24 protein-coding genes are annotated in these 26,290 nt (G+C 71.1%); 4 read left to right on the top strand and 20 right to left on the bottom strand.

Features of this window, described 5'->3' with window-relative positions; genetic code table 11:
• Positions 1 to 30: 30 nt before the first annotated feature.
• From guaB to groES, 3 genes are all read right to left on the bottom strand, one after another.
• Entirely contained in the window at positions 31 to 1,533 is a 1,503-nt protein-coding gene (gene guaB / locus F8O04_RS03405; protein ID WP_158027922.1) for an IMP dehydrogenase, read from the bottom strand.
• Between the two features lie 296 nt (positions 1,534 to 1,829).
• Positions 1,830 to 2,804: an EamA family transporter RarD gene (gene rarD / locus F8O04_RS03400; protein WP_225734843.1), complete on the bottom strand. Its 975-nt coding sequence runs from the start codon at positions 2,802 to 2,804 to the stop codon at positions 1,830 to 1,832.
• A gap of 105 nt (positions 2,805 to 2,909) precedes the next feature.
• Positions 2,910 to 3,203 carry a co-chaperone GroES gene (groES, locus tag F8O04_RS03395; RefSeq protein ID WP_158027920.1) on the bottom strand — a complete coding sequence of 98 codons (294 nt, stop codon included), beginning with the start codon at positions 3,201 to 3,203 and terminating at the stop codon, positions 2,910 to 2,912.
• 144 nt (positions 3,204 to 3,347) lie between these two features.
• Here groES and F8O04_RS03390 point away from each other — a divergent pair, with 144 nt between their 5' ends.
• The gene (locus tag F8O04_RS03390) at positions 3,348 to 4,595 is read left to right on the top strand and encodes a class I SAM-dependent methyltransferase (protein WP_158027919.1); all 1,248 of its coding nucleotides are present in this window, start codon (positions 3,348 to 3,350) and stop codon (positions 4,593 to 4,595) included.
• 96 nt (positions 4,596 to 4,691) lie between these two features.
• On the opposite strand, the gene F8O04_RS03385 is transcribed toward F8O04_RS03390, so the two are convergent.
• The 9 genes from F8O04_RS03385 to glmS all read right to left on the bottom strand — a co-directional run bounded on the left by F8O04_RS03385 (position 4,692) and on the right by glmS (position 14,678).
• Entirely contained in the window at positions 4,692 to 6,320 is a 1,629-nt protein-coding gene (locus F8O04_RS03385; RefSeq protein ID WP_158027918.1) for a hypothetical protein, read from the bottom strand.
• Positions 6,321 to 6,531: 211 nt separating this feature from the next.
• Positions 6,532 to 6,972 (bottom strand): hypothetical protein, encoded by a 441-nt coding sequence (locus F8O04_RS03380; RefSeq protein ID WP_158027917.1) that lies wholly within the window; start codon positions 6,970 to 6,972, stop codon positions 6,532 to 6,534.
• A gap of 124 nt (positions 6,973 to 7,096) precedes the next feature.
• Positions 7,097 to 7,567, bottom strand: a complete 471-nt coding sequence (locus F8O04_RS03375; protein WP_158027916.1) for a hypothetical protein — start codon at positions 7,565 to 7,567, stop codon at positions 7,097 to 7,099.
• Between the two features lie 19 nt (positions 7,568 to 7,586).
• The gene (gene tsaD / locus F8O04_RS03370) at positions 7,587 to 9,260 is read right to left on the bottom strand and encodes a tRNA (adenosine(37)-N6)-threonylcarbamoyltransferase complex transferase subunit TsaD (RefSeq protein ID WP_158027915.1); all 1,674 of its coding nucleotides are present in this window, start codon (positions 9,258 to 9,260) and stop codon (positions 7,587 to 7,589) included.
• On the bottom strand, positions 9,257 to 9,880 hold the full coding sequence (gene tsaB, locus F8O04_RS03365; RefSeq protein WP_158027914.1) for a tRNA (adenosine(37)-N6)-threonylcarbamoyltransferase complex dimerization subunit type 1 TsaB: 624 nt from the start codon (positions 9,878 to 9,880) through the stop codon (positions 9,257 to 9,259). Before tsaB ends, tsaD begins: the two co-directional genes overlap by 4 nt.
• Before the next feature lie 10 nt (positions 9,881 to 9,890).
• A complete protein-coding gene (tsaE, locus tag F8O04_RS03360; protein ID WP_373285865.1) occupies positions 9,891 to 10,562 on the bottom strand; it encodes a tRNA (adenosine(37)-N6)-threonylcarbamoyltransferase complex ATPase subunit type 1 TsaE in 672 nt (223 codons plus the stop codon).
• Complete coding sequence (locus F8O04_RS03355; protein WP_158027913.1) at positions 10,559 to 12,397, bottom strand: alanine racemase; 1,839 nt, start codon at positions 12,395 to 12,397, stop codon at positions 10,559 to 10,561. Before F8O04_RS03355 ends, tsaE begins: the two co-directional genes overlap by 4 nt.
• A gap of 37 nt (positions 12,398 to 12,434) precedes the next feature.
• Positions 12,435 to 12,818: a holo-ACP synthase gene (locus tag F8O04_RS03350; RefSeq protein ID WP_158027912.1), complete on the bottom strand. Its 384-nt coding sequence runs from the start codon at positions 12,816 to 12,818 to the stop codon at positions 12,435 to 12,437.
• Positions 12,819 to 12,827: 9 nt separating this feature from the next.
• The gene (gene glmS / locus F8O04_RS03345) at positions 12,828 to 14,678 is read right to left on the bottom strand and encodes a glutamine--fructose-6-phosphate transaminase (isomerizing) (protein ID WP_158027911.1); all 1,851 of its coding nucleotides are present in this window, start codon (positions 14,676 to 14,678) and stop codon (positions 12,828 to 12,830) included.
• Positions 14,679 to 14,782: 104 nt separating this feature from the next.
• Between glmS and folP the strand changes: the two genes are divergently transcribed.
• The 3 genes from folP to coaA are packed head-to-tail and all read left to right on the top strand — an operon-like array spanning position 14,783 to position 17,437.
• Positions 14,783 to 15,664, top strand: coding sequence for a dihydropteroate synthase (gene folP, locus F8O04_RS03340; protein ID WP_225734842.1), 882 nt, complete (start codon positions 14,783 to 14,785; stop codon positions 15,662 to 15,664).
• Positions 15,645 to 16,472 carry a dihydrofolate reductase family protein gene (locus tag F8O04_RS03335; RefSeq protein WP_158027910.1) on the top strand — a complete coding sequence of 276 codons (828 nt, stop codon included), beginning with the start codon at positions 15,645 to 15,647 and terminating at the stop codon, positions 16,470 to 16,472. The genes folP and F8O04_RS03335 overlap by 20 nt, the downstream gene beginning before the upstream one ends.
• 11 nt (positions 16,473 to 16,483) lie before the next feature.
• On the top strand, positions 16,484 to 17,437 hold the full coding sequence (coaA, locus tag F8O04_RS03330) for a type I pantothenate kinase (protein WP_158027909.1): 954 nt from the start codon (positions 16,484 to 16,486) through the stop codon (positions 17,435 to 17,437).
• Positions 17,438 to 17,475: 38 nt separating this feature from the next.
• On the opposite strand, the gene F8O04_RS03325 is transcribed toward coaA, so the two are convergent.
• The 8 genes from F8O04_RS03325 to F8O04_RS03290 form a co-directional block, all read right to left on the bottom strand.
• Positions 17,476 to 18,696, bottom strand: coding sequence for a mannitol-1-phosphate 5-dehydrogenase (locus tag F8O04_RS03325; protein WP_158027908.1), 1,221 nt, complete (start codon positions 18,694 to 18,696; stop codon positions 17,476 to 17,478).
• Between the two features lie 4 nt (positions 18,697 to 18,700).
• Positions 18,701 to 20,884: a PTS sugar transporter subunit IIA gene (locus tag F8O04_RS03320; protein WP_158027907.1), complete on the bottom strand. Its 2,184-nt coding sequence runs from the start codon at positions 20,882 to 20,884 to the stop codon at positions 18,701 to 18,703.
• Positions 20,885 to 21,086: 202 nt separating this feature from the next.
• The gene (gene glmM, locus F8O04_RS03315; protein WP_158027906.1) at positions 21,087 to 22,451 is read right to left on the bottom strand and encodes a phosphoglucosamine mutase; all 1,365 of its coding nucleotides are present in this window, start codon (positions 22,449 to 22,451) and stop codon (positions 21,087 to 21,089) included.
• 17 nt (positions 22,452 to 22,468) lie between these two features.
• Positions 22,469 to 22,969, bottom strand: a complete 501-nt coding sequence (gene rpsI, locus F8O04_RS03310) for a 30S ribosomal protein S9 (protein WP_158027905.1) — start codon at positions 22,967 to 22,969, stop codon at positions 22,469 to 22,471.
• Positions 22,970 to 22,993: 24 nt separating this feature from the next.
• Positions 22,994 to 23,434 (bottom strand): 50S ribosomal protein L13, encoded by a 441-nt coding sequence (rplM, locus tag F8O04_RS03305; RefSeq protein ID WP_158027904.1) that lies wholly within the window; start codon positions 23,432 to 23,434, stop codon positions 22,994 to 22,996.
• Between the two features lie 151 nt (positions 23,435 to 23,585).
• Complete coding sequence (truA, locus tag F8O04_RS03300) at positions 23,586 to 24,461, bottom strand: tRNA pseudouridine(38-40) synthase TruA (protein WP_158027903.1); 876 nt, start codon at positions 24,459 to 24,461, stop codon at positions 23,586 to 23,588.
• A 128-nt stretch (positions 24,462 to 24,589) separates the two neighbouring features.
• Positions 24,590 to 25,180, bottom strand: coding sequence for a 50S ribosomal protein L17 (gene rplQ, locus F8O04_RS03295; RefSeq protein ID WP_158027902.1), 591 nt, complete (start codon positions 25,178 to 25,180; stop codon positions 24,590 to 24,592).
• A 45-nt stretch (positions 25,181 to 25,225) separates the two neighbouring features.
• Positions 25,226 to 26,221 (bottom strand): DNA-directed RNA polymerase subunit alpha, encoded by a 996-nt coding sequence (locus F8O04_RS03290; protein ID WP_158027901.1) that lies wholly within the window; start codon positions 26,219 to 26,221, stop codon positions 25,226 to 25,228.
• Between the last annotated feature and the right edge of the window lie 69 nt (positions 26,222 to 26,290).

Below are 26,290 nucleotides of genomic sequence, written 5' to 3'. Positions count from 1 at the left end.
GGGCCAGCCTACTGCCGAGCGCCGACGCCGTCAGCGGTGGTAGTTCGGCGCTTCGACCACCATCTGCACGTCATGCGGGTGCGACTCCTTGAGGCCGGCCGGCGTGATGCGCACGAACTTGCCCCGCTCGACGAGCTGGGGCACCGTGCGGGCGCCCACGTAGAACATCGACTGTCGCAGGCCGCCGGTAAGCTGGAAGACCGTCTGCTTCACCGTGCCGCGGTAGGCGACACGCCCCTCGATGCCCTCGGCGATGAGCTCGTCGTCGCTCGGCACGTCGGACTGGAAGTAGCGGTCCTTCGAGTACGACGTGTTCTTGCCCCGCGACTGCAGCGCGCCGAGCGAGCCCATGCCGCGATAGGTCTTGTACTGCTTTCCGTTCACGAAAACGAGGTCGCCTGGCGACTCGTCGGTGCCGGCGAGCAGCGAGCCCAGCATGACGCTCGAGGCTCCGGCGACGAGGGCCTTGGCGATGTCACCCGAGTGCTGCAGGCCGCCGTCGGCAATGACCGGCACGCCGGCGGGCTTCGCGGCGAGCGATGCCTGGTGCACGGCCGTGATCTGCGGAACCCCGACCCCCGCAACGATACGTGTGGTGCAGATGGAACCGGGGCCCACCCCGACCTTGATGGCGTCCGCGCCCGCGTCGACGAGCGCCTGCGCGCCCTCGCGCGTCGCGACATTGCCGCCGACGATGTCGACGTTCTTCGCGAGCGGCTCCGACTTGAGCCGGCGGATCATGTCGAGCACGCCCTTCGACTGCCCGTTCGCGGTGTCGACCACGAGCACGTCGGCCCCCGCCTCGACGAGTCCCATCGCGCGCTCCCACCCGTCACCGAAGAAACCGATGGCGGCGCCGACGCGGAGGCGGCCGTCGGCATCCTTGGTCGCGAGCGGGTACTTGTCGCTCTTCTCGAAGTCTTTGACCGTGATCAAGCCCGTGAGCTTGCCCGCGTCGTCCACGAGCGGCAGCTTCTCGATGCGGTGCCGCCCCAGGAGCGCGAAGGCCTCGTCACCCGAGATGCCGACGTGGCCCGTGACGAGCCCCTCGCTCGTCATGATGTCGCGCACCCTGGTCGTGGCGTATTCGCGCTCGTCGACGAAACGCATGTCGCGGTTGGAGACGATGCCGATGAGCGTACCGTCGGCCTCGACGACCGGCAGGCCGGAGATGCGGAAGCGGGCGCAGACCGCCTCGACCTCGGCGAGCGTCGCGTCGGGGCCCGTCGTGACCGGGTTCGTGACCATGCCCGATTCGCTGCGCTTGACGCGGTCGACCATCGAGACCTGGTCTTCGATCGAGAGGTTGCGGTGCAGGACTCCGAGCCCGCCCTGGCGGGCCATCGCAATCGCCATGCGCGATTCCGTGACGGTGTCCATCGCCGCCGAGATGAGCGGGACGTTGATGGCCACGTTGCGTGTGAGCCGAGTCGCCGTATCGGCCTCGGAGGGGATCACGTCGGTGTGCCCTGGCAGCAGCAGCACGTCGTCGTAGGTCAGCCCGGTGAGGGCAAACGGGTCGTGGTCGGTCATGGTGCCCCACTTCGCTTCTCGGTCATCCGGCCATCGGCCGACGCCACGAGTGCAACGCTCCACGCGGCTCACGTGTTCCGAACGGCTGCGGGCTCGATCGGGTGAGCAGTGCGGCGCTCACCATCGGGCCGACCTCGCTGACACCCGGTCCGCCTCACCCGCACCGGCGGAGCCGGATGCTCGGTGGCGGATGCCGTGCGCCACGTGGGTGTCATGGTAACGCCGTGCGGCGCTCGCGCGAAACACGCCCGAGACGCGCGGCGCGCCGAACGATTCCGCGAGGCGTCGACAACCGCTTACGCGGGTCCGGCCGGGCCGCGCCCTCCGGGGCGGCCGGGAGCATCCGCCGGGGATCGCGGCATGGGCGCTCCCGTGGCGGCTGAGCGCCTGCGCCCCGCGATGACGAGGTCGATCGCGAAGCACGCCAGCGCGACCCACACGATCGCGAACCCCGCCCAGCGCTCGGGCGGCATCGACTCGCCGAACACGAAGACGCCGATGAGGAACTGGGTGATGGGGGCGATGAACTGCATCATGCCCACTTCGACGAGCGTGAGCCGCTTGGCGGCCGCGGCGAACGCCAGGAGGGGCAGCGAGGTCACAACACCGGCCAGCAGCAGCGCCGCCGTGTGGTCGGTCGAGACGCTGCCGAGCGTGATGCCGCCGCCGGCCAGGAGCGCCCACGCGAGGCAGCCGAGACCGATCGGGGCGATGAGCGTCGTTTCGACGAAGAACCCGGGAATCGCCCCGGCGCGCGCGCCCACGCGCTTCTTGATGAGGCCGTAGAACCCGAACGAGCACGCGAGCACGAGCGCGATCCAGGGAAACGAGCCGTACCCGATCGCGAGCACCAGCACGGCGACGACCGCGACGCCGGCGGCAGCCCACTGGAGGGGCCGGAGCCGCTCCTTCAGCACCACGAGTCCAAGCACGACCGACACGATCGGGTTGAGGAAGTACCCGAGCGACGCCTCGACCGTGTGCCCCGACATCACGGCGAACACGTAGACGAACCAGTTCACGGCGACGACGGTGCCGGCGAGCGCGAGCGTGCCGACCACCCGCCGATCGCGAAACAGTCGCCCGGTCGCGCGCCACCCGCGCATGACGGCAAGCAGGATGGCGCAGAATAGGGCACTGAGGAGGATGCGCCAGCCGATGAACTCGACGCTCGACGTTGGTGTCGTCAACGCGATGTACAGCGGCAGGAACCCCCACAGTCCGTAAGCGAGTGCCGCGTAGGCGACGCCGGCGCGGGACGAGGTGTTCACGTCGAGGATCGTACGCCCACGGGGGCGAAGCCGAAGACCGTCGCACGAAACGACGGCGGCGACCCGGCCTGAGCCGAGTCGCCGCCGCTTCTCGCGGGCTGATGCCTAGGAGATCTTCGCGAGCACGTCGCGGGCCGAGAGCACGAGGTACTCGCCGCCGCCGTACTTGACCTCCGTGCCGCCGTACTTCGAGTAGATGACCTTGTCACCGACCGCGACGTCGAGCGGAATGCGGTTGCCGTTGTCGTCGATACGACCGGGCCCGACGGCCACGACCTCGCCTTCCTGGGGCTTCTCCTTCGCGGTGTCCGGGATCACGAGACCCGACGCCGTGGTCTGCTCCGCCTCGAGCTGCTGAACGACGATTCGATCCTCGAGCGGCTGAATGTTCACCGACACGGTTGACCTCTTTCTCGGTAATGCAAGTGTGGAAGTTTGCGGGATTAGCACCCGACAGGTGCGAGTGCTAATGGCAGTGTATGGCCCCGCGGTGCCGGATGCCAACGCGAGGTCGTGCCGCGCGTCCGCCGCTAGCGTAGAGGGATGCACCGAGACGAGTTGCTGGCCCTGCTGACCCCCGAGGCGATGCGCCTGCTCGACGGGGTCGGCGAGGTGGACGACCGCTCGGACGTGCTCGGGCTCGTGAGCCGGATGCGCGGTGATGGCCACGATCCTCGCACGGTCGCCGCGGTGCTCACCCAGGCGAAACTGCGGCGGCGGGCCACCGCGAAATTCGGTCGGTTCGCCGACCGAATGCTCTTCACGGAGGACGGCCTGCAGCAGGCCACACGCTTGAGCGTCGCAGCGCACCACGCCGCGCGGTTCCGCGCGGCCGGGTGCGAGCGCGTCGCCGACCTCGGCTGCGGCATCGGCGCCGACGCGATGGCGTTGGCCAGCCTCGGGTTCCAGCTCACAGCGGTCGACGCCGATGAGGTCACGGCCGCCGTGGCGACGCACAACCTGGCGATGTTCGACAACGTGACGGTGCGACACGCGCGCGCCGAGTCCATCGACCTGTCGGCGTTCGACGGCCTCTGGTTCGATCCGGCGCGCCGGGAACATCGGGATGCTCCGGCACAGGGCAACGAAGCGGTCGGCAGCGGCGCAACCGGCGGGGCGACGAAGCCCGGCCGCGGTGCTCGGCGGCTCGGCGACCCGGCGGACTGGTCGCCCGCGCTCGACCTGGTCTTCGGAACGGCCGCGACGCATCGCCTCGGCGTCAAACTGGCCCCGGGCATCGACCACGATCTGCTGCCGGCGGGCGTCGAGACGCAGTGGGTCTCGGTCGGCGGCGAGCTCGTCGAGGCCACCGTGTGGGCGGGCGGCCTCGAGCGCGACGGCGTCGGCCGGTCGGCGCTCGTGCTCGGCGAGCGCGCCGCTGAGCGCACGGCGGCGGGCCCCGCCGAGGACGAGCCCGTCGGCGAGCTCGGCGAGTTCGTGTTCGAACCGGATCCCGCGATCATCCGCGCCCGGCTGATCGGCGACGTGGCTCGCGAGCTCGGTGGCAGGATGCTCGCCCGCGACATCGCCTGGATCACGGGCGACGAGGCGGTCGGCACCCCCTTCGCGACCGCGTTTCGCGTACGCGAGGTGTTGCCCCTGCAGACCGCGAAGCTCAAGCGGGAGCTTCGCGCGCGCGGCATCGGCCGCCTCGAGATCAAGAAGCGCGGGGTCGATCTCGACCCCGCGGCGCTCCGTGCCCAGCTGTCGCTCAAGGGCTCCGAATCGGCAACGCTCATCTGCACCCGCGTGGGTGGCGCGCGGAAGGCGCTCTTGGCCGACCGCGTGTGAGACGCCGGAACGGCCTCGCGCCGGCACCGGCCACGACTCCCGCGACCGCGGGGTACGGGGCCGGCCCGGCGCGAATGCCAGAGCCGGGGTCGCTCGTTAGACGACCAGCACGACGATGAGTGTGATGATCGCGAGCAGCAGCACGATGCCGCCGAGCGCGAGGCCGACGATGCTGAGCATCTTGCCGAGCCCCTGCTTGCGCATGCCCGGAATACCGACGCCGATCGCCGCGATGCCGAGAATGGCGGAGATGATCCAACCCGGAGCGGGAACCAGCATCAGGATGAGGGCGATGACGCCGAGCGCGGCAGAAATGACGCCCATGATGGGTGACGGCTTCGCCCCCTGGGCGCCGAGGCCCGTCTGGCCGTACGGCTGCTGACCGAACTGCTGGCCCGGCGCGGGCTGCCCGGGATACGGCTGACCCGGCATCGGCTGGCCGAAGCCCTGCTGACCAGGTCCCGGGTGACCGGGCGCCTGCTGGCCCGGTGCCTGCTGGCCGTAGCTCGGCTGGGCGGTGGGCTGCTGGCCGTAGGGCTGCTGCTGTGCGGGCGCGCCGAACGACGACTGGTCCGGCTGGCCGAAGCCGCCGTGACCGGTGCCACCCGGCTGGGGCGGCTGCCCGTAGACGCCCGGCTGCTCGGGCTGCGCCGGCTGCCCGTAACTGCTCTGACCGTAGGCGCCGGACTGCCCCGGCTGGCCGTAGGCGCTCTGCCCGTAGCCACCTGGCTGCCCGGACTCCTGCGATGCCGGCTGACCGTAGCTGCTCTGCCCGTAACTCCCTGGCTGCCCGGACTCCCGCGACGCCGGCTGCCCAGAGCTGCTCTGCCCGTAGCCGCCGGGCTGCCCCGGCTGGCCGTAGCTGCTCTGACCGTACCCACCTGGCTGCTCACGCTGCTGCGACGCCGGCTGCCCGAAACTGCTCTGCCCGTAGCCCCCGGGCTGTCCGGAGTCTTGCTGCGACGCCCGCCCGTAGTCGCCCTCGACGTACGAGCCGGACTGCTCAGGCTGCTGCTGCGGCGCTGGCTGCCCGAAGCTGCTCTGCCCGAACCCACCGGGTCGTCCGGAGTCCTGCTGCGACGCCGTTCCGTAGTCACCCTCGACGTACGTGTCGGGCTGTCCAGGCGTCGACGGGTTGCCGCTGGGCTGGCCGAAGGACCCGCCCGGCTGCTGACCGGCTTCCTGCCCCCCACCAGGCTGCGCCTGCCCGCCCTGGCCCCAGGCGGGAGCCGGATCGGACTGGCGAGCCGCGGGAGCTTCCGCGCCGGTGCCAGGTGCCTGGTCAAACGAGCCGTACGACGTTTGCCCCGACGCGGAACCGCCGCCGGACGAATCGGCGGCATCCGACGACCCGGACGGCGGTGCGCCGAAGGAGCCGTACGACGACTGGCCAGGCGCCGGGGCGCCGGGGGCGCCGAAGTCGGTCTGCGGTGCCGGCGCGCCCGCGCTCGTCTGCTCGCCCCAGGGGGACGAGCTCGTCGCCCCGCCGTCGGCCTGCTGCCCGGCAGGGGGCCGGCCGAACGACGACTGATACCCGCCGGGAGCTCCCTCACCGGCCTGGCCGCTCCACGGCGACGGCTCGGCCTGCGGAGCCTGGCCGAACGGCGGCTGACCCGGCTGGCCCTGGCTCTGCTGCCCCTGCGGCGGCTGGCCGAACGGGTCGGACGGCTGCTGCGGGGCGCCGGAGCCCTGCGCCGGGAAGTTCGGGTTCTGCTGATCGCTCATGGAGTTCCTTTCCCTTGCGGCGCGGACGACGCCGGCCACTGGATCTCGGTCGGGCGCCGCACCACGTTTCGGGCTGAGCGGAACGCGAACGCCATCACTGCATCGTAGTGGTCGCCTCTCGGACAGCACATGCGGCTCGGGGTGGATCCGGGCGGCGGGGCTGCGGCGGCGCCGCGACGATCCACCGGTAGCCGCGTCATGGCCCGCGATGCTAGCGCTCGATGATGAACCCGAGAATCACCTGCACGAACGCGACGACGAGCCCGGCGAATCCAGCGACGAGCCCCGTGACGGCGAACCCCTTGGCCGTCGGCTCCTTCGCGATCGACGCGAACCCGAACACCACGCCGATCGCCGCGATCACCGCGCCGAGGATGGAGATGAGAGCGACGAACGTGAGCACGAACCCGACGAGCCCCAGGGCGATGGCGATCAGCCCGAAGAGCCGGTTCTCGTTCTCGGGCTCACCCGGCGCGCCCGGCCCGTACTGGCCGTATGGTGCGGGTTGCTGGCCGTGGTCATTGCCCTGCCCGCCGTAGCCCTGCCCGCCGTAGCCCTGCGCAAACGGCTGGCCGTTCCCGGGCGCGCCGTTGCCGGGGCCGACCCCGGCGAAGGGGTCGTTGCCGCCAGGGCCGTAACCGCCGTAGCTCATGCGTGGTCCCCTCGGTCGGTGCTGGGTTCGGTGCCCGGTGTCGCGGCATGCCGCGGCGCACCTGCGAACAGGCGTCGCTCCGATGGTACGGCGTGGGGACGAACGGCGGCGGTCGTGGGCGCGCTCAGCCGCCGAGGACGCCGAAGCCGCCGGCCAGGCCGAACCACGTCGCCGCCGCAGCGAGCACGACCGCGACGCCGAGGGTGATCCAGAGGGTACGGGCGCGGCGGCGGGTACCGGATGCTTCGGTCGGGTCGTCGCCCCCGTCGGCCGGTGCCGGCGGTGCGCCCTCGGCGCCCTGTGCTGCAGCATCCGCCTCGGGTGCTGCGTCACCCGCACCGGGCGCGGCGCGACCGGCTTGGGGTGCTTCGCCGCCGTCCTCGGGCGCTGGGCCGGCCGATCCCCCGGCGGGCGCCTCCCGGCCGGCCGGCGCGTCGGCGAACCCCGGCGTGGCTGCGAGGTAGCCCGCAGTCGTGCGATCGGCCGGCGCCCGGTTGATCGGCGGCAGCTCGACGTTCGGGAGCGCGGGAATCCCTGGGGTGGCCGGCGCGGTCTCGGCGCCGGCCTCGGGGTCACGGCCGTGGCGGTCGGTCACGCGGTCGTCTCCTTCGTCGTCAGATCGTGCTCGGGGCGTCGGTCGTGGTGGCCTGTGCGCTCGTGATGGGCAGCGTCGAGTCGGCGCCGAACGCGCGCGGCGACGGCGCTCGCCCCGCTTCCACCAGCAGTGCTCCGGCCGCCGCGATCATCGCGCCATTGTCGGTGCAGAGACGCAGCGGCGGCACGCGCAGTTCGATGCCGGCCTCTGCGCAGCGCTCCTCGGCGAGCTCGCGTACGCGTGCGTTCGCGGCGACGCCACCCCCCAGCACGAGGCGCGGCACGTCGCTGTCAACGCAGGCCGCGATCGCCTTGCGCGTGAGCACGTCGGCCACCGCCTCGCGAAAGCTGGCCGCGAGGTCGGCGACCGGCAGCGCCTCGCCGGCGTCGCCGAAGGCTTCGACCTGGCGCGCGACCGCGGTCTTGAGGCCGGAGAACGAGAAGTCGTAGCGATGCTTCGCAAGGTCTTTCGGCAGGGAAAGGCCGCGCGGGAATCGGAACGCGCCGGGGTCGCCCTCGGCGGCGGCCGCGTCGATCGCGGGCCCGCCCGGATAGCCGAGTCCGAGGAGACGCGCGACCTTGTCGAACGCCTCGCCGGCCGCGTCGTCGATGGTCTCGCCGAGCAGCGAGACATCGTCCACGAGGTCGCGCACGAGGATGAGCGACGTGTGCCCGCCTGACACGAGCAGGCCGATGCAGGGGGCCTCGAGCGGTCGGCGGCCGCTCGTGAGCAGCTCGGCCGCGATGTGCCCGACGAGGTGGTTGACGCCATAGAGCGGCAGACCGGTCGCCTCGGCCAGGCCCTTGGCGGCCCCGACGCCGACCATGAGCGCGCCGGCGAGGCCGGGCCCCGCCGTGACCGCGATCGCGTCGATGTCGTCGAGGGTCAGGCGCGCCTCGTCGAGCGCTGAGCGCAGCGTGGGTACGAACGCATCGACGTGCGCGCGCGCCGCCACCTCGGGCACGACGCCGCCGAAGATCGCGTGCTCGTCCATCGACGAGGCGACAGCGTTCGCGAGCAGCGTCCGCCCGCGCACGATACCGACACCGGTTTCGTCGCAGGAGGTCTCGATGCCGAGCACCGTGGCCTCGCGCGCCGCGCCGCCGGCCTCGGAGGCGCCCGCGGTCGCCGGTACGCCGGCAGGATCGGCGTCCCCGGCATCCGACCGCTCCCCCAGCACCTCGCGCGGATCGACCGCCGATCGCTCCGCCGTTGCCCGGGCGGTCGCCGCGACCGCCCGCGCGTCGCCCCGCATGACGACCGCCGCGACGCCTTCGCCACGGTAGTAGCCGGGGCGGTAGCCGATCTCGACGAACCCGAGGCCCTCGTAGAGCCTGCGCGCCGCCTCGCTCGTCTCGCGCACCTCGAGGAACAGCAGGTGCGCTCCGCGCTCGACCGCCCACTGCGCGAGGCCCCCGAGCATGCGGGTCGCCCAACCGCCGCGACGGACCGACGGCGCGACGGCGATGGTCTGCACATCGCCCTCGCCCGACCCGCGCGCCGCCATGACGCCGGCGAAGCCGACGACTTCACCGGCGCGCTCGAGCACGACATACCGCGTGTGCTCGCTGAGCAGCTCCGCCTTCATGGAGCCGGGCGACCAGGGGTCGAGGGGGAAGCTCTCCCGGTCGAGCCGAACGATGGCGTCGAGGTCGCTCGGCTCGGCGTCGCGGATGCTCAGTCGCTCGGTCATCGCGTCACCCGCTTCGGTGCCCCCGAGGGGACGGCGTCAGGCGCGCGCAGGTAGATGAGCCGGTCCTCGTCGGGCTCCAGGCCGAGCGCGGCCCGGTCGAGCCAGGCGAGCGCGAGGTGCGCCGCCGACACCTCGGTGCCGTCGACCCGGTGCGAGACGTCGGTGAAGTGGCCGTCGACCTCGTCGGGGCTCAGCAGCACTGGCCCCTCGGCGGCGATGACCCAGCCGGCCGGGTAGATGGAGCACGCGAGCTCGCGCCGCCGAGCATCGGTCGTGACGAGCAGGGTGCCCGCCGCTTCCAGGTGCTGCGAGCGCCACTCGTGCGCGATCGCGTCGTGGCTCGCGACGGGCACGACGCCGATCCCGCGGGCCGCCGCGAATGCCCGAGCGGCCGCCACCCCGACGCGCAAGCCGGTGAACGGGCCGGGCCCCATGCCTGCGACAACGGCCGTGATGTGCTGTGCGGCGAGGCCGGAGGCGTCGAGGGCGTCGCGGATCGCGCCGCCGATCGACTCGGCGTGGTGCCGACCGTCGGCGATGCGTGCCTGGCCCAGGATCCGGCCGTGCGCCGAAACCACCGCGGCGTCGGTTCCGACCGAGGTGTCGAGCGCGAGAAGCATGCCGCCGAGTTTACGCGCGAGGCTCGTCTGGTCGCGCGGCCGACCCATCGGCGGCCGCCCCGTCTCCGCGCGTGCCGCCGGTCTCCGCCTGCGCGCCGCCCCCGATGAGCGCGTCGAGCGCGGCCAGTGCCCCGCGCGTCGACCACCGCGGCCCGACCGGGGTCAAGCGGACCGTGCGCGGCACGTCGGGATCGCCTGAGGCATCCGGCACCTCGCCGCCACCGGCTGCTCCGCCGGCCGATTCCGTGGCGCGCGGCCGCTCGAGCTCGACGTCGAGCCACTCGTCGGCGATCGCGTCGACGAGGCCACGCCCCCACTCGACGACGGTCACCGAGGCGTCGAGGTCGAGGTCGAGGTCGTCGAGATCGAGGGCGTCGCGCAGGCGATACGCGTCGACGTGCACGAGCGGCGGGCCGTCCCCGAGCGAGGGATGCGTGCGCGCGAGCACGAAGGTCGGGCTCGAGACGGGTCCCCGCACGCCCAACCCCTCGCCGAGTCCACGGGTGAGGGTCGTCTTCCCCGCGCCGAGGGGCCCCGTCAGCACCACGACATCACCGGGGCCGAGGAGCGCCGCGAGCCTGCCGCCGAAGTCGGCCATGCCGTCGGCCGTAGCGATCGTGGTGACGAGACCGGCCGCCGCTCCCCGGCACGATGCCGCGGTCGTGTGCTCGCGCTCGGTCACGGCGTTCCCCCGATCACGACGCGCTCGACGCGGGGCCCGATGGCGGCGACGAAGGCCGCCGGCGACACTCCCGCCCACGCAGCGACCTCGGCCAGCGGCGGATCGGCGGCGTCGGTGCCGAACACGACGACGGGCGACCCGACCCACGCCTCGGTGTCGCCGAGGTCGACGACGACCTGGTCCATGGCCACGCGACCGACGATGGGAACGCGGTCGGACGGGCTTAGCTGACCTCGCCGAAACGGGGCTTCACCGATCACCCGCACGGAAGCCGCCCCCGCCACGCGCCGGGGCAGCGCGTCGGCGTAGCCGATCGGCACGAGGCCGAGCGCCGTGGGCGCGGCCGTGACGAACTCGTGGCCGTACGAGACGCCGGTCCCCGGCTCGACCCACTTCACGTGTACGAGCTCGCTCGTGAGGCGCAGACATCCGGATGCTCCCCCGCGAAAGCCGTAGGCGGCGCGCGCGACATCGGGAGCATCGGGGTCGTGACGGACCGCGTGCCCGCCGGCGGCTGCGCGCTCCGCGTCCGCGGCGGTACGGACAACGAGGTCGACCCCCTCGTCCGCCGCAATCGCGGCGATCGTCTCGAGGCCGATTCCGTAGGCGTCGGCGCTCACGTCGAGCGTGCGCACCCCCGCGTCCGCGAGCTCGGCGATGCTCGCCCGCAGCTGCACCGCGTCGATCGTGAGGGTGCGCCGGGGGGCGACGAGACCGCGGGTGGTTCGCCGTGGCTCGCAGGGCGCCGTCTCGAGCGTCCCCCCGGTCGCGGCGTCGCGGCGCTCGAGGCGCGGCGACAGGCGCGTGACGATCTCATAACCGATCGTGCCGGCCGCGAGCGCCCACTCATCGGCCGAGGTGGTGCGTCGCGATGCATCGGGCGCACCGAACAGGGTGATGGACCCGGCGGGCGCGATCTCCGCGTCCGCCCCCGGCACTGGCTCCACGCGGGTCGTCACGTCGCCGACCGACAGCAGTCGCCACGACCGCCCGTCACCGCCCTCCAGCCGCAGCGGCGCGGCCGCGCCGGCGTCGAGCGGCGGCAGTCCGTCGGCCGCGCCCACCTCGACGAACCAGCCCGCGGCATCGCGCGCGAGCGGTGCGACGAGGCGCAGACCAGGTCGCAGGCCGAGCCCGCTCGGTGTGTCAGGGGCATGCGGCGTCAGCCCGTACATCGAGATGCCGAGGCGCACGAGGTCGTACCTGGCCTCGGGCAGGTCGAGCCCGCCCGCGGTCGCGCCGAGGTGGTAGCGCTCGGGCTCGACACCCTGGGCGCGCGCGATCGCGCGGGCGCGCTCGAAGGCCTCGACCTGCCGCAGGTCGGCGTCGCGCGATGCACCGGAGAGGTGGCTGAAAAGGCCCGCGAACCGGGCGACGCCGGCTATCTCGAGCTCGCGGACGTGGGCGAGGATCGCACCCCAGTCGCGCTCGTTCGCCCCGTTGCGGCCGAGGCCGGTGTCGAGCTTCACCTGCACGCGCGCGGGGCGACCGGCTCGTTCGGCGACGGCGGCGAACAGCTGCAGCTGCTCGATCGACGACACCGCGACGTCGACGTCGGCCTCGATCGCGGCGAGCCAGTCGGTCGAGGGCCCGTGCAACCAGGCCAGCATCGGGGCGTCGATGCCGGCGTTTCGCAACGAGAGCGCCTCGGCGATGTCGGCGACACCGAGCGCCTCGGCGCCGCCGTCGAGCGCGGCCCGGGCGACCGCGAGTGCGCCGTGCCCGTAGCCGCCGGCTTTCACGACGGCCATGATGGGGGTCGCGACGGTGCGCTTCACCGTCGCCACGTTGTGCCGCACGGCGGCGAGGTCAACCTCGATACGAGGCACGGTCACGTCGGCTCCTCCGGGCGGTGTGGGTGGATGCTCGCGGTCAGGGAATCTGCGGCGGGGAGGGCGGGGCGACGGCGCCCTCGGCGACGACGAACGCCGTTGCGAGGCCGGCGTCGTGCGTGAGAGACAGGTGGAGCGTCGCGACGCCGAGCTGGGCGAGACGGGCCGTCGTGGCCGGGCTCAGGTCGAACTCGGGTGATCCACCGGCCTCACGCCGCACGGGGAAGTCCCGAAGGGCGAGTCCGTGCAGGCCGCCGAGGGCCTTCACGGCCGCCTCGCGGGCGGCGAACCTGGCCGCGAGCGAGGTGACGGAAAGGGCTCGCTCGTCACTCGTGAACAGCCGCTCCGCGAGCGCGGGTGCACGCTCGAGCGCCCGCACGAAACGGGCGTGGTCGACCGTATCGACGCCGATTCCGACGATCACGCGCCCGGCCTATTCGACGGTGACCGACTTCGCGAGGTTGCGGGGCTGATCGACGTCGAGCCCCTTGGCGGTCGCGAGCTCGATCGCGAACACCTGCAGCGGCACGACCGCGAGCAGGGGCTCGAAGAACGGCTCGGTCGGTGGCACGCCGATGACCTCGTCGGCGTAGGGGAGCACCGCGGCGTCGCCCGCCTCGCAGATCGCGAGCACCCGGGCGCCGCGCGCCCGGATCTCCTGGATGTTCGAGACGATCTTCGGGTGCAACGTGTCGTCGTGGCGCGGTGAGGGCACGATCACGAAAACCGGCTGGCCCGGTTCGATAAGCGCGATCGGCCCGTGCTTGAGCTCACCCGCCGCGAAGCCCTCCGCGTGGATGTAGGCGATCTCCTTGAGCTTCAGCGCGCCCTCGAGGGCGATGGGGTAGCCCACGTTGCGCCCGAGGTAGAGCACGGATCGGGTGTCGGCCATCCAGTTGGCGAGCTCCCGGATGCGCGGGCGTACGTCGAGCACGGTGCGCACCTTCTCGGGAATTGTCTGGAACTCCGTCAGCAGCTCGGCGCGACGCTCGGCGTCGAGCGTCCCGCGCACCTGCGCCGCGTAGAGGCCGAGGAGGTAGAGGGCCGTGATCTGCGCGAGGAACGCCTTCGTCGACGCGACGGCGACCTCGGGGCCCGCGTGCGTGTACACGACGGCATCGGACTCTCGCGGGATTGTGGCGCCCTGCGTATTGCAGATCGAGAGCGTCTTGGCCCCTCGCTCCTTCGCGTAGCGCACCGCCATGAGCGTGTCCATCGTCTCGCCCGACTGGCTCATCGAAACGACGAGCGTGCGCTCGGTCAGCACGGGGTTGCGGTACCGGAACTCGTGGGCGAGCTCGACGACGCTCGGGATGCGCGACCACTCCTCGATCGCGTAGACACCGACCTGGGCGGAGTAGGCGGCGGTGCCGCAGGCGACGATGACGACGCGGTCGATGCCCGTGAAGTAGTCGTCACCGAGCGCGTCGAGGTCGGGCAGCACGACCGTGTCGTGCTGCACGCGGCCGCGGAGCGTGTTGGCGACGGCTTCGGGGTCTTCGTCGATCTCTTTCGCCATGAACGACGGCCAACCGCCCTTCTCCGCTGCCGAAGCATCCCACGACACCTCGAACGGTTCGCCCTCGGCCGGGGCGCCGTCGAACGTCGTCACCTCGACGCCCTCGGGGCGCGCCACGACGACCTGCGCCTGCCCGACGGCGATGGCGTTGCGGGTGTGCTCGACGAAGGCGGCGACGTCGGAACCGAGGAACGTCTCGCCATCACCGAGTCCGATCACAAGCGGCGAGTTGAGGCGGGCGCCCACGATGACGCCGGGCTCGTCGGCGTGCACGGCCAGCAGCGTGAAGGCGCCGTCGAGACGCGAGACGACCGCACGGAAGGCGCGCTCGAGGCTGCCCGTCGCGGTGTACTCGCGGCCGATGAGCGCGGCTGCCACCTCGGTGTCGGTCTCCGACGTGAACTCGATGCCCTCCGCGATGAGCTCGCTCTTGAGCTCCGCGAAGTTCTCGATGATGCCGTTGTGAATGACGGCCAGTTTGCCGCCGTGCGAGAGGTGGGGATGCGCGTTGCCGTCGGTCGGTCCACCGTGCGTCGCCCAGCGGGTGTGTCCGATCCCCGTCGTGCCATCCGACATCGGCATGCGCTCCAGGTCGTCGCTGAGCACGGCGAGCTTGCCGGCGCGCTTGCGCGAGTGCAGCGTGCCCGCATCGTCGATCACGGCGATGCCCGCCGAGTCGTAGCCACGGTATTCGAGGCGGCGGAGGCCCCCGAGGAGGACCTCCTGGCTCGGGCGGGGCCCGACGTATCCAACGATTCCACACATGGCGTGCAGTCTACGGTTTCACCGGACGGTCTTCGTTGTCGCCCCCGGCCCGCCGCTCTCCAGCCCGTAGGCTTGGCTCCGCTGCCGAGAGAGAGCGAGGCCCCGTGCCCGGCGTCGTCGAACCCCGCCCCGCGCTCCTGCTCCGCGGCGAGGTGCTCGACCTCTCGCGGCGGGTGCTCGTCATGGCGATCGTGAACCGCACGCCCGACTCGTTCTACGACGGTGGCACCACGTTCGCGCTCGATGACGCCGTTGGTGCCGCCCTCGCGGCGGAGCGCGCGGGCGCCGACCTCGTCGACATCGGGGGGCAGCCGTTCGCGGCCGGCGACGAGCTCTCGGTTGCCGACGAGATCGAGCGGGTCGTGCCGGTCATCGAGGCGATCCGGCGCCGTTCGCAGCTTCCCGTCTCGGCCGAGACGTACCGGCCCGAGGTCGCGGCCGCCTGCCTCGACGCGGGCGCGGATGTCATCAACGACACGAGCGGCCTGCGCGACCGCCGACTGGCCGATATCGCGGCCGATCGCGGTGCGAGCCTCATCATCACGCACAGCCTGGCAACGCCCCGAACGGCGTTCCCGCATCCCACCTACGCCGACGTCGCGGGAGAGGTGCGCGATTTCCTCGCCGACCGCGCGGCCGCCGCGCTCGAGCACGGCCTCACGCGGGAACAGATCGTCGTCGACCCGGGCCACGACCTCAACAAGACGACCCTGCACACGCTCGAACTGTCGCGTCGACTCGGCATGATCACCGCGCTCGGCTACTCCACACTGGCGGCCGTCTCGAATAAGGACTTCATCGGCGAGTCGCTCGGCCGGCCCAAGCCGGAGCGCCTCGCTGGCTCGGTCGCCGCCGCCGTCGCGTCGATCATGCTCGGCGCCCGGATCGTGCGCATGCACAACGTGCGGGAAGCCGTCGACGCGACTCGGATGACCGAGGCGATTCTCGGATACCGTGAGCCGCACCATGCCCTTCACAACGTTTGACACCGCAGCCGACGACGACGTCGTCCGCGAGCCCGGCGGCAGGCGTGCGCTCTCCGACGACGAACTGATCGAGCGCTACTCGTGGCCCCAGCATCCCTCTGCCGACGGCGTCACCATCCGCGGCAACGTCGTCACGAGCATCGACGGCAGCGCGGTCGGGCCCGACGCGCGCGCCGGCTCGATCGGCACGGCCGGCGACCGCCGTCTCTTCGAGCTGCTGCGGCGCACGAGCGACGCCGTCATGGTGGGCGCGGGAACGCTGCTCGACGAGCAGTACGTGGGCCTGCGCGTCAGCGACGACTCCGTCGCGTGGCGCGTCTCACGGGGCCTCGCGCAGCATCCCACGCTCGTCGTGGTGTCGTCAGACCTGTCGATCCCCGCTGACCACGCCGTGTTCGCGGATGCTCCCGTACGGCCGGTCCTGGTGACCAACTCGGGCGATGACGGTCGCCTCGCCGCATATGAGCCAGTGGCGACGATCGTGCGGGTCGCCGACGCCCGGTTCGACGACGACGAGCGGGAGGAGGGGCTCGCCGGCGGCAGCGGCACCGACCCAGCAGAGCTGCGCCGAGCGCTCGCGAGGCTCGGCCTGCACCGGGTGCTGTGCGAGGGCGGGCCGACCCTGTTCAGCGCGCTCCTCGACCGGGGTGCGCTCGACGAGTGGTGCATCACCCTCTCCTCGGTCGTCGTGACCGGCGCCGGCCCCCGCCCGGCGCACTCGGCGGCCGGCGCGACGCATGGCTTCGCTCGCGCGAGCATGCTCGAGGGGTGTGGCGCGCTGTTCTTCCGCTGGGAGCGCGCAACGTAGACTCAGTGACCATGTCCGTCACGGGTGCCGTCACGATCCCGAGCGGCACCACCCCGTTCGTCGATATCGCGCGATCGGATTGGGCCGAGCTCGCACCGTCGGCATCGATGACGCTGGACGACTCCGACATCGCCCGCCTGCGCGGCCTCGGCACCGCACTCGACCTCGCAGAGGTGCGCGACGTGTACGTGCCGCTCAGCCGGCTGCTCAACCTGTACGCGACCAATTCTCGCCGCCTGCACGGCCAGGTCGCCGGCTTTCTTGGCGAGCGCTCCGTGACGACGCCGTTCGTGATCGGCGTCGCCGGGTCAGTCGCCGTCGGCAAGTCGACGGTCGCGCGCCTGCTTCGCGAGCTGCTCAGCCGCTGGGAGAATCTGCCGCGGGTCGAGCTCGTCACGACCGACGGGTTCCTCCTCCCGAACGCCGAGCTCGAACGCCGCGGCATCATGCGCCGCAAGGGGTTTCCCGAGTCGTACGACCAACGGGCCCTGCTCCGCTTCATCACGCAGGTGAAGTCTGGCGTCGAGGAGGTTCGAGCGCCCTTCTACTCGCACCTGAGCTACGACATCGTGCCCGACGCCGAGATCGTCGTGAACCGCCCTGACATCCTCATCGTCGAGGGCCTCAACGTGCTGCAGCCGCCGCGCCAGGGACGTTCGCTCGCGGTGAGCGACATGTTCGACTTTTCGATCTACGTCGATGCCCGCACCGCCGACATCGAGCGCTGGTACGTGGACCGGTTCCTCACGCTGCAGCGCGGTGCATTCACCAACCCCCGCTCCTACTTCCACCGCTACATCGACCTCAGCGAGCCCGAGGCCCGCGAGCGCGCCCGCAGCATCTGGAACGAGATCAACGGCCCCAACCTGCGCGAGAACGTGCTGCCGACGCGCTCACGTGCGCGGCTCGTGCTGAAGAAGGACGCCGATCACTCCGTGCACCACGTACTGCTGCGCAAGACCTGAGCTGCGGACGCCCCGCGCCCGGCGGTCGTGGGCGGCGCTCAGCCGCTGGACTCGGCCTGTCGGCGCTCGACCTCCCGGACGACGGCGGGGAACAACGGGTGCGACGCCTCGAGCCCCGTGACCTCGGTCGTGAAGGCCGCTGCGTCGAGCGTGCGCAGCTTTTGCCGCAGGTCGATCGCCTCAGGGTCGTCGGCGACGTCGAAGCGCAGCGCAGCGCCGATCGCGCGCACGAGCGCGTCGTGGGGCAGTCCTCGCTCCGCCGCCTCCGCGGCGGGCTGCACGAAGCGCTCGTGCCGACCCAGCTTGCGCAGCGGCTGGCGACCGACGCGCGTCGGAGTGTCGGGCAGCGCAGGATTGGCGAACCTCGCGATCGTCGTCGCGACGTAGCCCGCGTGCTCCTCGGCGTCGAACCCGAACTTCTCGACGAGCAGGCCGCTCGTCTCGGCGAGCACGGCATCCAGTTCTGTGCGGATGCTCGGGCTCGCGAGCGCGTCGGCCAGCGACGACGCATTCGCAACCGCCCCGTGGTACGCGATCGTGGCGTGGCCCGTGTTGACGGTGAACAGCTTTCGCTCGATGTACGGCGTGAGGTCGTCGACGAAGTGGGCGCCGGGGATCACCGGCTCGGAGCCCCCGAACGGGGTGCGGTCGATCGACCACTCCGAGAACGGCTCGACCTCGACATCGAGCCCCTCGCCCGACTGCGCCGGGATGATGCGGTCGACCGCGGTGTTGGCGAAGACGGCGCGTGACGCCAGACCGGCGGCCCCGTCCAGCACGTGGGCGGCGAGCGTGTCGGTGGCCCCGATCGCGTTCTCGCAGGCCATGACGCTCAGCCGGCCGGCGCCGTCGGGGCGCGAGCGCAGGCCTTCCCTGATGACGGGCGCGATGTGGCGCAGGATGCCGGGGCCGACCGCACAGGTGACCACGTCGGCCGCCGCGACGGCCCGCACGGCGGCGGCCTCGTCGGCCTTCGAGTCGATGCCGTCGATCCCGTCCACCGTGTGCGTTCGCGGCCGCTCGCCAACCTCATGCACCTGGTACGACTCCGCCGCGCGCAGTGCGCCGATGAGCTCGCCGTTCGTGTCGATGAACGTGACACGGTAGCCGGCCTGGTGCAGCACGAGTCCGATGAACCCCCGCCCGATGTTGCCGGCGCCGAAGTGCACGGCGCGAAGCGCGCTCCCGCCGCTCACCGCCGCTCCTGCCGCATCCGCCGTTCCGACCACGCCGTCCCCGCTTTCGTGTCCGCTCGTCATGCTCTCAGTCTCGCTCGTTGACCGATTCGAGCAGTGCCAGCAGCGCGACCTCATCGGGCGCGTCAAGCAGCTCCTGCACCTTCGACTCGTCGCTGAAGATGATCGCGATCCTCTGCAGGATCGCGAGGTGCCCGCCATCCTTCCCGGCGATGCCCACGACGAAGCGCACCTCGTCACCGGCCCAGTCGATCGGCTGGTCGTATCGCACGAAGCTCAACGCCGACGCGTGGATGCTGTCCTTCGCCTCGTTCGTGCCGTGCGGGATCGCGAGCAGGTTGCCCATGTAGGTGGAGACGCTCGCCTCGCGATCGCGCATCGCCTGCTCGTACGACGGGTCGACGGCACCGGCCTCGATGAGGAACTGAGCCGCCTCGCCGATGGCGTCGTCCATGCTGGCCGCCACGCCGTCGGCCCGGATCCGGTCGGGCGTGAGGATCGGTCCGCCGGCGGTGGCCTGCGACGGGCCGGCAGCGCCCGGCTCCACGGCAGCCCGGGCCTCCGCGGCCGCCTCGGGCTCCGCGGCCACTGGCACGGGGACCGCGCTCCTGCCTGACTCCGCGTCCTGGCCCGACTCCGCGTCTTGGCCGGACTCCGCGTCAAGGCCGGGCTCCGCTCCCCCGCCCTCGCGCCGGCGCCGTACGATCTCGACGACCTCGTCGTACACCGGGGCCGACATGAAGTTGTCGACCGAGACGTGAACGGGGCTGGAGGCCCGCTGGCGGGCCCTGTCGGTGAGGTCCTTGTGCGTGAAGACGATGTCGGGGGTCTCGTCGAGGTTCGCGATCGCGACGTTCGTCACGTCGATGTCGCCGAGCCCCGCCTTCCGGAACTTCGTGCGCAGCACGTTGGCGCCCATCGCGCTCGAACCCATGCCGGCATCACAGGCGAAGATCACGCTGCTGACGTCGCGGGAGCCGATGACCTCCTCGAGCGAGCCGCCGTCCGTGGCCACGTCGACGGCCCCGGCTCCCGCCGCGCCGCCCGCGAGCCCCGACAGCGCCTCCGACCTGCGGCCCTTGTTCGACTCGGTCTTCGCGATCGCCGCCGACAGCGCGTCGCCGTTCTCGGCTGCCAAGTCGGCCTTGCGCGTCGCCCGGAGGATGAGCGCGGCCACGGCGAATGTGACGGCGGCCGAGAGGACGACTGAGAGGATCACGCCGACGTACGAGTCGGAGGCGGTCTGAGCCAACACCGAGATGATCGAACCGGGTGCAGCCGGGGCGCGGAGGCCGGAGTCGAAGAGCATGTTCGTCGTGACCCCGGTGGCGCCGCCGAGGATCACCGCGATGAGCAGCGCGGGCTTCATGAGCACGTACGGGAAGTAGATCTCGTGGATGCCGCCGAAGAAGTGGATGATCGCGGCGCCTGGCGCCGTAGCCCGCGCCGCGCCGACGCCGAACACCGTAAAGGCCACGAGGATGCCGAGGCCCGGGCCCGGGTTCGCCTCGATGAGGAACAGGATCGACTTGCCCTGATCGGCGGCCATCTGCGTGCCGAGCGGCGTGAGCACGCCGTGGTTGATGGCATTGTTGAGGAAGAACACCTTCGCGGGTTCGACGAGGATGCTCACGAGCGGCAGCAGCCCCGTGTTGATGAGCCATTCGACCGCGGTGCCGAGCACGTCCATGAGCCAGTTCACGGCGGGTGCGAGAAGGAAGAAGCCCGCGACGGCGAGCCCGAAGCCGGCGATGCCCGCCGAGAACATGTTGACGAGCATCTCGAAGCCCGCGCGGATCTTGCCGTCCCAGAGCTTGTCGAGCTGCTTCATGATCCAGGCCGCGAGCGGGCCCATGATCATGGCGCCGATGAACATGTGCACCTGGCCGAGCTCGTCCTCGCCCGCAGGCAATGTCGCGTTGAACTGGTCGACGAGGAAGTCGGAGCCGGCGATGACGCCCATCGTGGCGATCGTGCCGACGACGCCGCCACGGACGCCGTGCACCATCCGCCCGCCCGTGTTGGCGATGAGCAGCGGGAGCAAGTAATGGATGGTCGGGTCGACGAGGGTCGCGAGCCCCTCGTTCGGCGTCCAGCCTTCCGGGATGAAGAAGGCCGTGATGATGCCCCACGCGATGAGCGCGGGGATGTTCGGCATGATCATCCCGCTGAGGAACGTACCGAACTTCTGGACGGCGACGCGCGCGCCGCTCCTCGGCTCTCTGGTCGCGGCGTCTGTGGTCACGGTCATGAGTCCTCCCGGTGCCGGGGCCGCGTGGTGGGGCGGCGGTCACGGACTGGACGTCGTCGTGCGTGACCGGGAGCGAACACCGTCGGCCGATGCGGAAGCCACCATGGCTTCATGGCATCAGCGTAGGCCCACGACGACGGTCGTGAACAGACCGCACTCTTCATCGTTGCGACGCGGGCGACGCGCTCGCGCGTCCGGCCCTCTACAGTGCGAGCCGCTCCCGCACGACGCCCGCGAGGTGCTCGGCATAGTCCTGCGCCAGCAGCTCGTCCGGGGCCTCGACCATGACGCGCACGACCGGCTCGGTTCCGCTCGGCCGCAGCAGAACCCGCCCGCGCTCGCCGAGCTTCCCCTCGACGTCGGCAACGGCGCGCTGCACGGCCTCGTCTTCCTTGCAGTCGTCTTTGCGCACGCCGCGCACGTTCACGAGCACCTGCGGATACACGCGCATGACCGTGGCGAGCTCGTGCAGCGGCTTTCCGGTCGCCGCGACGACCGAGGCCAGGTGCAGCCCGGTAAGGATGCCGTCGCCGGTGGTGCCGTGGCTCGTCATGATCACGTGGCCCGACTGCTCGCCGCCGAGGGCGAGGCCCCGCGTGTTGAGCTCTGCCAGCACGTACCGGTCGCCGACCGCGGTCTCGATCATCGAGATGCCGGCCTTGCGCATCGCGAGCTTCAGCCCCAGGTTGGACATGACCGTTGCGACGAGCTTGTTGTCGGTGAGCTGGCCGCGCCGCTGCATCGACAGCGCGAGGATCGCCATGATCTGGTCCCCGTCGACGGTCTGGCCGTTCGCGTCGACCGCGAGGCAGCGATCGGCATCGCCGTCATGGGCGATGCCGAGGTCGGCGCCTTCCGCCACGACGACGCTTCGGAGATGGTCGAGGTGGGTCGACCCGACGCCATCGTTGATGTTCAAGCCGTCGGGCGCGTTGCCGATGACCGTCACGCGAGCACCGGCATCCGTGAACACCTGGGGCGAGACACCGGCCGCCGCGCCGTGCGCGCAGTCGAGCACGATGCTGAGCCCCTCGAGCGGCGCTTTGCCGTCGGGGCGCTGCTGCAGGGTCTGGAGCAGGTGCAGCGCGTAGCGGTCCTCCGCGTCGGCGAACCGGGTGATGCGCCCGACGCATGAGCCGGTCGGACGCAGCATCTCACCGTCGAGCTCGGCGGTGATCTCGTCCTCGAGCTCGTCGCGCAGCTTGTGGCCGCCGCGCGCGAAGAACTTGATGCCGTTGTCCGGGGCCGCGTTGTGCGACGCCGAGATCATCACCCCGAAGTCGGCCTGGATGTCGGCCGTCAGGAAGGCCGCGGCGGGCGTGGGGATGACGCCAGCGTCGAGCACGTCGACGCCGGACGACGCCAGCCCCGCGGCCACCGCGGCGCTGAGGAACTCGCCGGAGACACGTGGATCGCGAGCGAGAACGGCTCGAGGCCGCAGCTTGCGCTCGCGCGTATCGCGCGCGAGCACTATCGCTGCGGCCTGAGCAAGACTCACCGCGAGCTCTACGCTGAGAAGCCCGTTGGCGAGACCTCGAACACCGTCCGTTCCGAACAGTCGAGCCATGCTGACCGGTTCCCCGATTAGCGCTTCGAGTACTGAGGTGCCTTGCGGGCCTTCTTGAGACCAGCCTTCTTGCGCTCCTTCACGCGGGCGTCGCGCGACAGGAACCCGGCCTTCTTGAGCTCGGGGCGGTTGTGCTCGCGGTCGATCTGATTGAGCGCACGCGCGATGCCGAGGCGCAGCGCGCCGGCCTGGCCCGAAGGGCCACCACCGTGGATCAGCGCGATGACGTCGTACGCGTCACCGAGCTCGAGGACCGTGAACGGGTCGTTGATGAGCTGCTGGTGCAGCTTGTTGGGGAAGTACTCCTCGAGCGTGCGGCCGTTCACCGTGTAGGTGCCGGTGCCGGGCACGAGGCGAACGCGCGCGATTGCCTGCTTGCGCCGGCCGACGGCCGCGCCGGGAACGTTGAGCGCGGGCCGAGGGGTCTCGGTCTCGCCCTGTTCGGCGGCACCCGCGGGCGTCGCAGTGGAGTAGCTCGTAAGCTGCTCGTCGGTCTCAGTGGTCTGGGTTTCTGCCATGTCGATGCTCCTTCGTCGCTGCCGCTACTGGGCGACCTGGTCGAAGACGTAGGCCTTGGGCTGCTGCGCGGCGTGCGGATGCTCGGCGCCGGCGTACACCTTCAGCTTCTTGAACTGGGCGCGGCCGAGCGAGTTCTTCGGCAGCATGCCGCGGATCGCCTTTTCGACGGCGCGGGTGGGGTGCTTCTCGAGCATTTCGGAGTAGTTCTCCGAGCGCAGACCGCCCGGATACCCCGAGTGACGGTAAGCGAGCTTCTGCACGAGCTTCTGCCCCGTGAGCGCGACCTTGTCGGCGTTGACGACGATGACGAAGTCGCCCATGTCGAGGTGCTGCGCGAACGTGGGCTTGTGCTTGCCTCGCAGGATGGCGGCGGCGTGGGTGGCCAGGCGGCCGAGCACGACGTCGGTGGCGTCGATGACGACCCAGTCGCGCGTGATCTCGCCCTTGGGCGTGTAGGTACGCATGCGTGTACTGCTTTCGATCGGAGTGAGAGGTTCGTGAATCCCGCTCGGTCGCACGATTCGTTCCAACGTGTCGAGGTCGGAATCGCGCAGTCGAGGGCTCAACTTCGCGGTCGCACGCACGGATGCATGCAGACAACCCCGCGAGTCTAGCTCAGCCGCCCACGACGCGCAACGCCGGGCGTTTTGCGCGCGTCGCCTCCTGTCGCGCCGCGAGATCCGGGTCATCGGGATAGCCCACCGCAGTCAGCGTGAGACCCCGGGCGGGCAGGACCGCGAAGGCGTTCGATCGCTCGCTGACCTCCAGCAACTCAGACACGCGGTCGACCGCGAGCCTGCCCTGCCCGACTGCCGCGCACATCCCGACGAGCGAGCGCACCATCGAGTGACAGAACGCGTCGGCCTGGACGTCGGCAATGAACGTTCCGCGCTCGCTGCGCCGCCACTCGAACCGCTGCAGGGTGCGCACGGTGGTCGCTCCCGCGCGGGGGCGGCAGAAGCCCGCGAAGTCGTGGAGCCCGACGAGCATGCGTGCCGCCTCGTTCATGCGGTCGACGTCGAGGTGCCCGCGGACCAACGCGGTGCGGTGGCGCTCCAGGGGGTTCGGCGGCGTCGCGAGGTCGGCGAGGCGGTATTCGTAACGCCGCCAGGTCGCCGAGAACCGCGCATCGAAGCCGGCCGGAGCGATCGCGGCCTTCGTCACTACGACATCCGCGTCATTGCCGATGATGCCGGCCATACGTCGCACGAACGCGTCCGGAGGCTCGGTCTTCGCCGCGCGCCTCGTGGTCGCAGCCCACTGATCGGCGCGCAGGTCGAGGTGCGCGACCTGGCCGAGCGCGTGCACGCCCGCGTCAGTGCGGCCCGCCACCGTGAGCAGGGCGCCGTCCTCCGGCAGATCGCGATACAGGATGCGCAAGGCGTCTTCGAGCGTTCCCTGCACCGTCCGCAAGCCCGGTTGCACCGCCCAACCGCTGAACGCCGTGCCGTCGTAGGCGATGTCGAGTCGGATGCGAACCGGCGAATCCATGCGGCCATCTTCCTCTCGTTCGCGTTCGGTGTCGCACCGTGATGTCCCAGTGTGGACACATCGCCATCGCACGCGGAAGGGGCCCGCACGAATGCGAGCCCCTTCACGGCGTTGTCGACCGGTCGGGTCTACTTGTCCTCGGCCTCGGCGTCGGCTTCGGCGTCCTCAGCCTCGTCGTCCTCGGCGGCGTCGGCCTCGTCCTCTGCGCTCTCAGCCGACTCGGCGCTCTCAGCCGACTCTGCGCTCTCAGCCGAATCGGCACTCTCAGCCGATTCCGCGCTCTCGGCAGACTCGGCGCTCTCGAGGTCCTCGTCCTCGTCTTCCGCGGTGGCGGGAGCCGGGACGGACGACTTCGGCGCGACCGGTTCGAGCACGAGCTCGATCACGGCCATCGGCGCGTTGTCGCCCTTGCGGAAGCCAGTCTTGACGATACGGGTGTACCCGCCCTCGCGGCCTTCCATGAGCGGCGCGATCTCGGTGAAGAGCTCGTGCACGATGCCCTTGTCGCCGATCTGCTGCAGCACGCGACGGCGAGCGTGCAGGTCGCCGCGCTTCGCGAACGTGATGAAGCGCTCGGCGAGCGGCTGCACGCGCTTCGCCTTTGTCTCGGTGGTCTGGATCCGCTTGTGCTCGAAGAGCTGAGCAGCGAGGTTCGCGAGGATCTTCCGCTGGTGGGCGGGGCTGCCACCGATGCGGGGTCCCTTGGTGGGCTGAGGCATGACTACTGTTCTCTCTCGGGTGGATTCGGGCTGCGCGGCCCGGGTTTAGATGTACTCGCCGCTATCGTCGCCGGCGCCGTAGAAGTGCGCGCCCTCGAACCCGGGCACGCTGTCCTTCAGCGACAGGCCCATTTCGGTGAGCTTGTCCCGCACCTCGTCGACCGACTTCTGGCCGAAGTTGCGGATGTTCATGAGCTGCGTCTCGCTCAGCGCGACCAGCTCGGCCACCGTGTCGATGCCCTCGCGCTTGAGGCAGTTGTACGAGCGAACCGACAGGTCGAGATCCTCGATCGGCATCGCGAGCTCGGTCGAGTCGCCGGTTTCGATCGGGGTCGGGCCGAGCTCGATGCCCTCCGACTCCTCGTTCAGCTCGCGCGCGAGGCTGAAGAGCTCGACGAGCGTGCGGCCCGCCGAGGCGATGGCATCGCGGGGCGAGATGGCCGGCTTCGTCTCGACGTCGACCACGAGGCGGTCGAAGTCGGTGCGCTCACCGGCACGCGTGGCCTCGACGCGGTACGTGACCTTCAGCACGGGCGAGTAGATCGAGTCGACCGGAATCTGCCCGGCCTCCGAGTACTCGTTCCGGTTCTGCACGGCAGAGACGTAGCCCCGGCCGCGCTCGATCGTGAGCTCGAGCTCGAACTTCGCATCTTCACCGAGCGTGGCGATCACGAGTTCCGGGTTGTGCACCTCGACGCCGGCGGGCACCGAGATGTCGGCGGCCGTGGCCTCGCCCGCGCCCGTCTTGCGCAGGTACGCCGTGATCGGCTCGTCGTGCTCCGACGAGACAACCAGCTGCTTGATAGCCAGGATGATCTCGGTCACGTCCTCCTTGATCTCGGGGATCGTGGAGAACTCGTGCAGCACGCCGTCAACGCGGATCGACGTGACTGCGGCACCGGGGATCGAGCTCAGGAGGGTACGGCGAAGCGAGTTGCCGAGGGTGTAGCCGAAGCCGGGCTCGAGGGGCTCGATGATGAATCGCGAGCGATTCTCTGCGATGTTCTCTTCGGTGAGGGTGGGGCGCTGTGCGATAAGCACGATTGGTTCCTTTCGGCGAGTCGTCCGCTATATGACGATTCACGAGGGCGCGGTGCGGGAGACGAGGCG

Source organism: Pseudoclavibacter endophyticus (assembly GCF_008831085.1).
In the GTDB taxonomy this organism is placed as follows: Bacteria; Actinomycetota; Actinomycetes; order Actinomycetales; family Microbacteriaceae; genus Pseudoclavibacter; species Pseudoclavibacter endophyticus.
The sequence above is the reverse complement of the archived record's forward strand: the minus strand, read 5'-3'. Positions and strand labels throughout refer to the sequence as shown.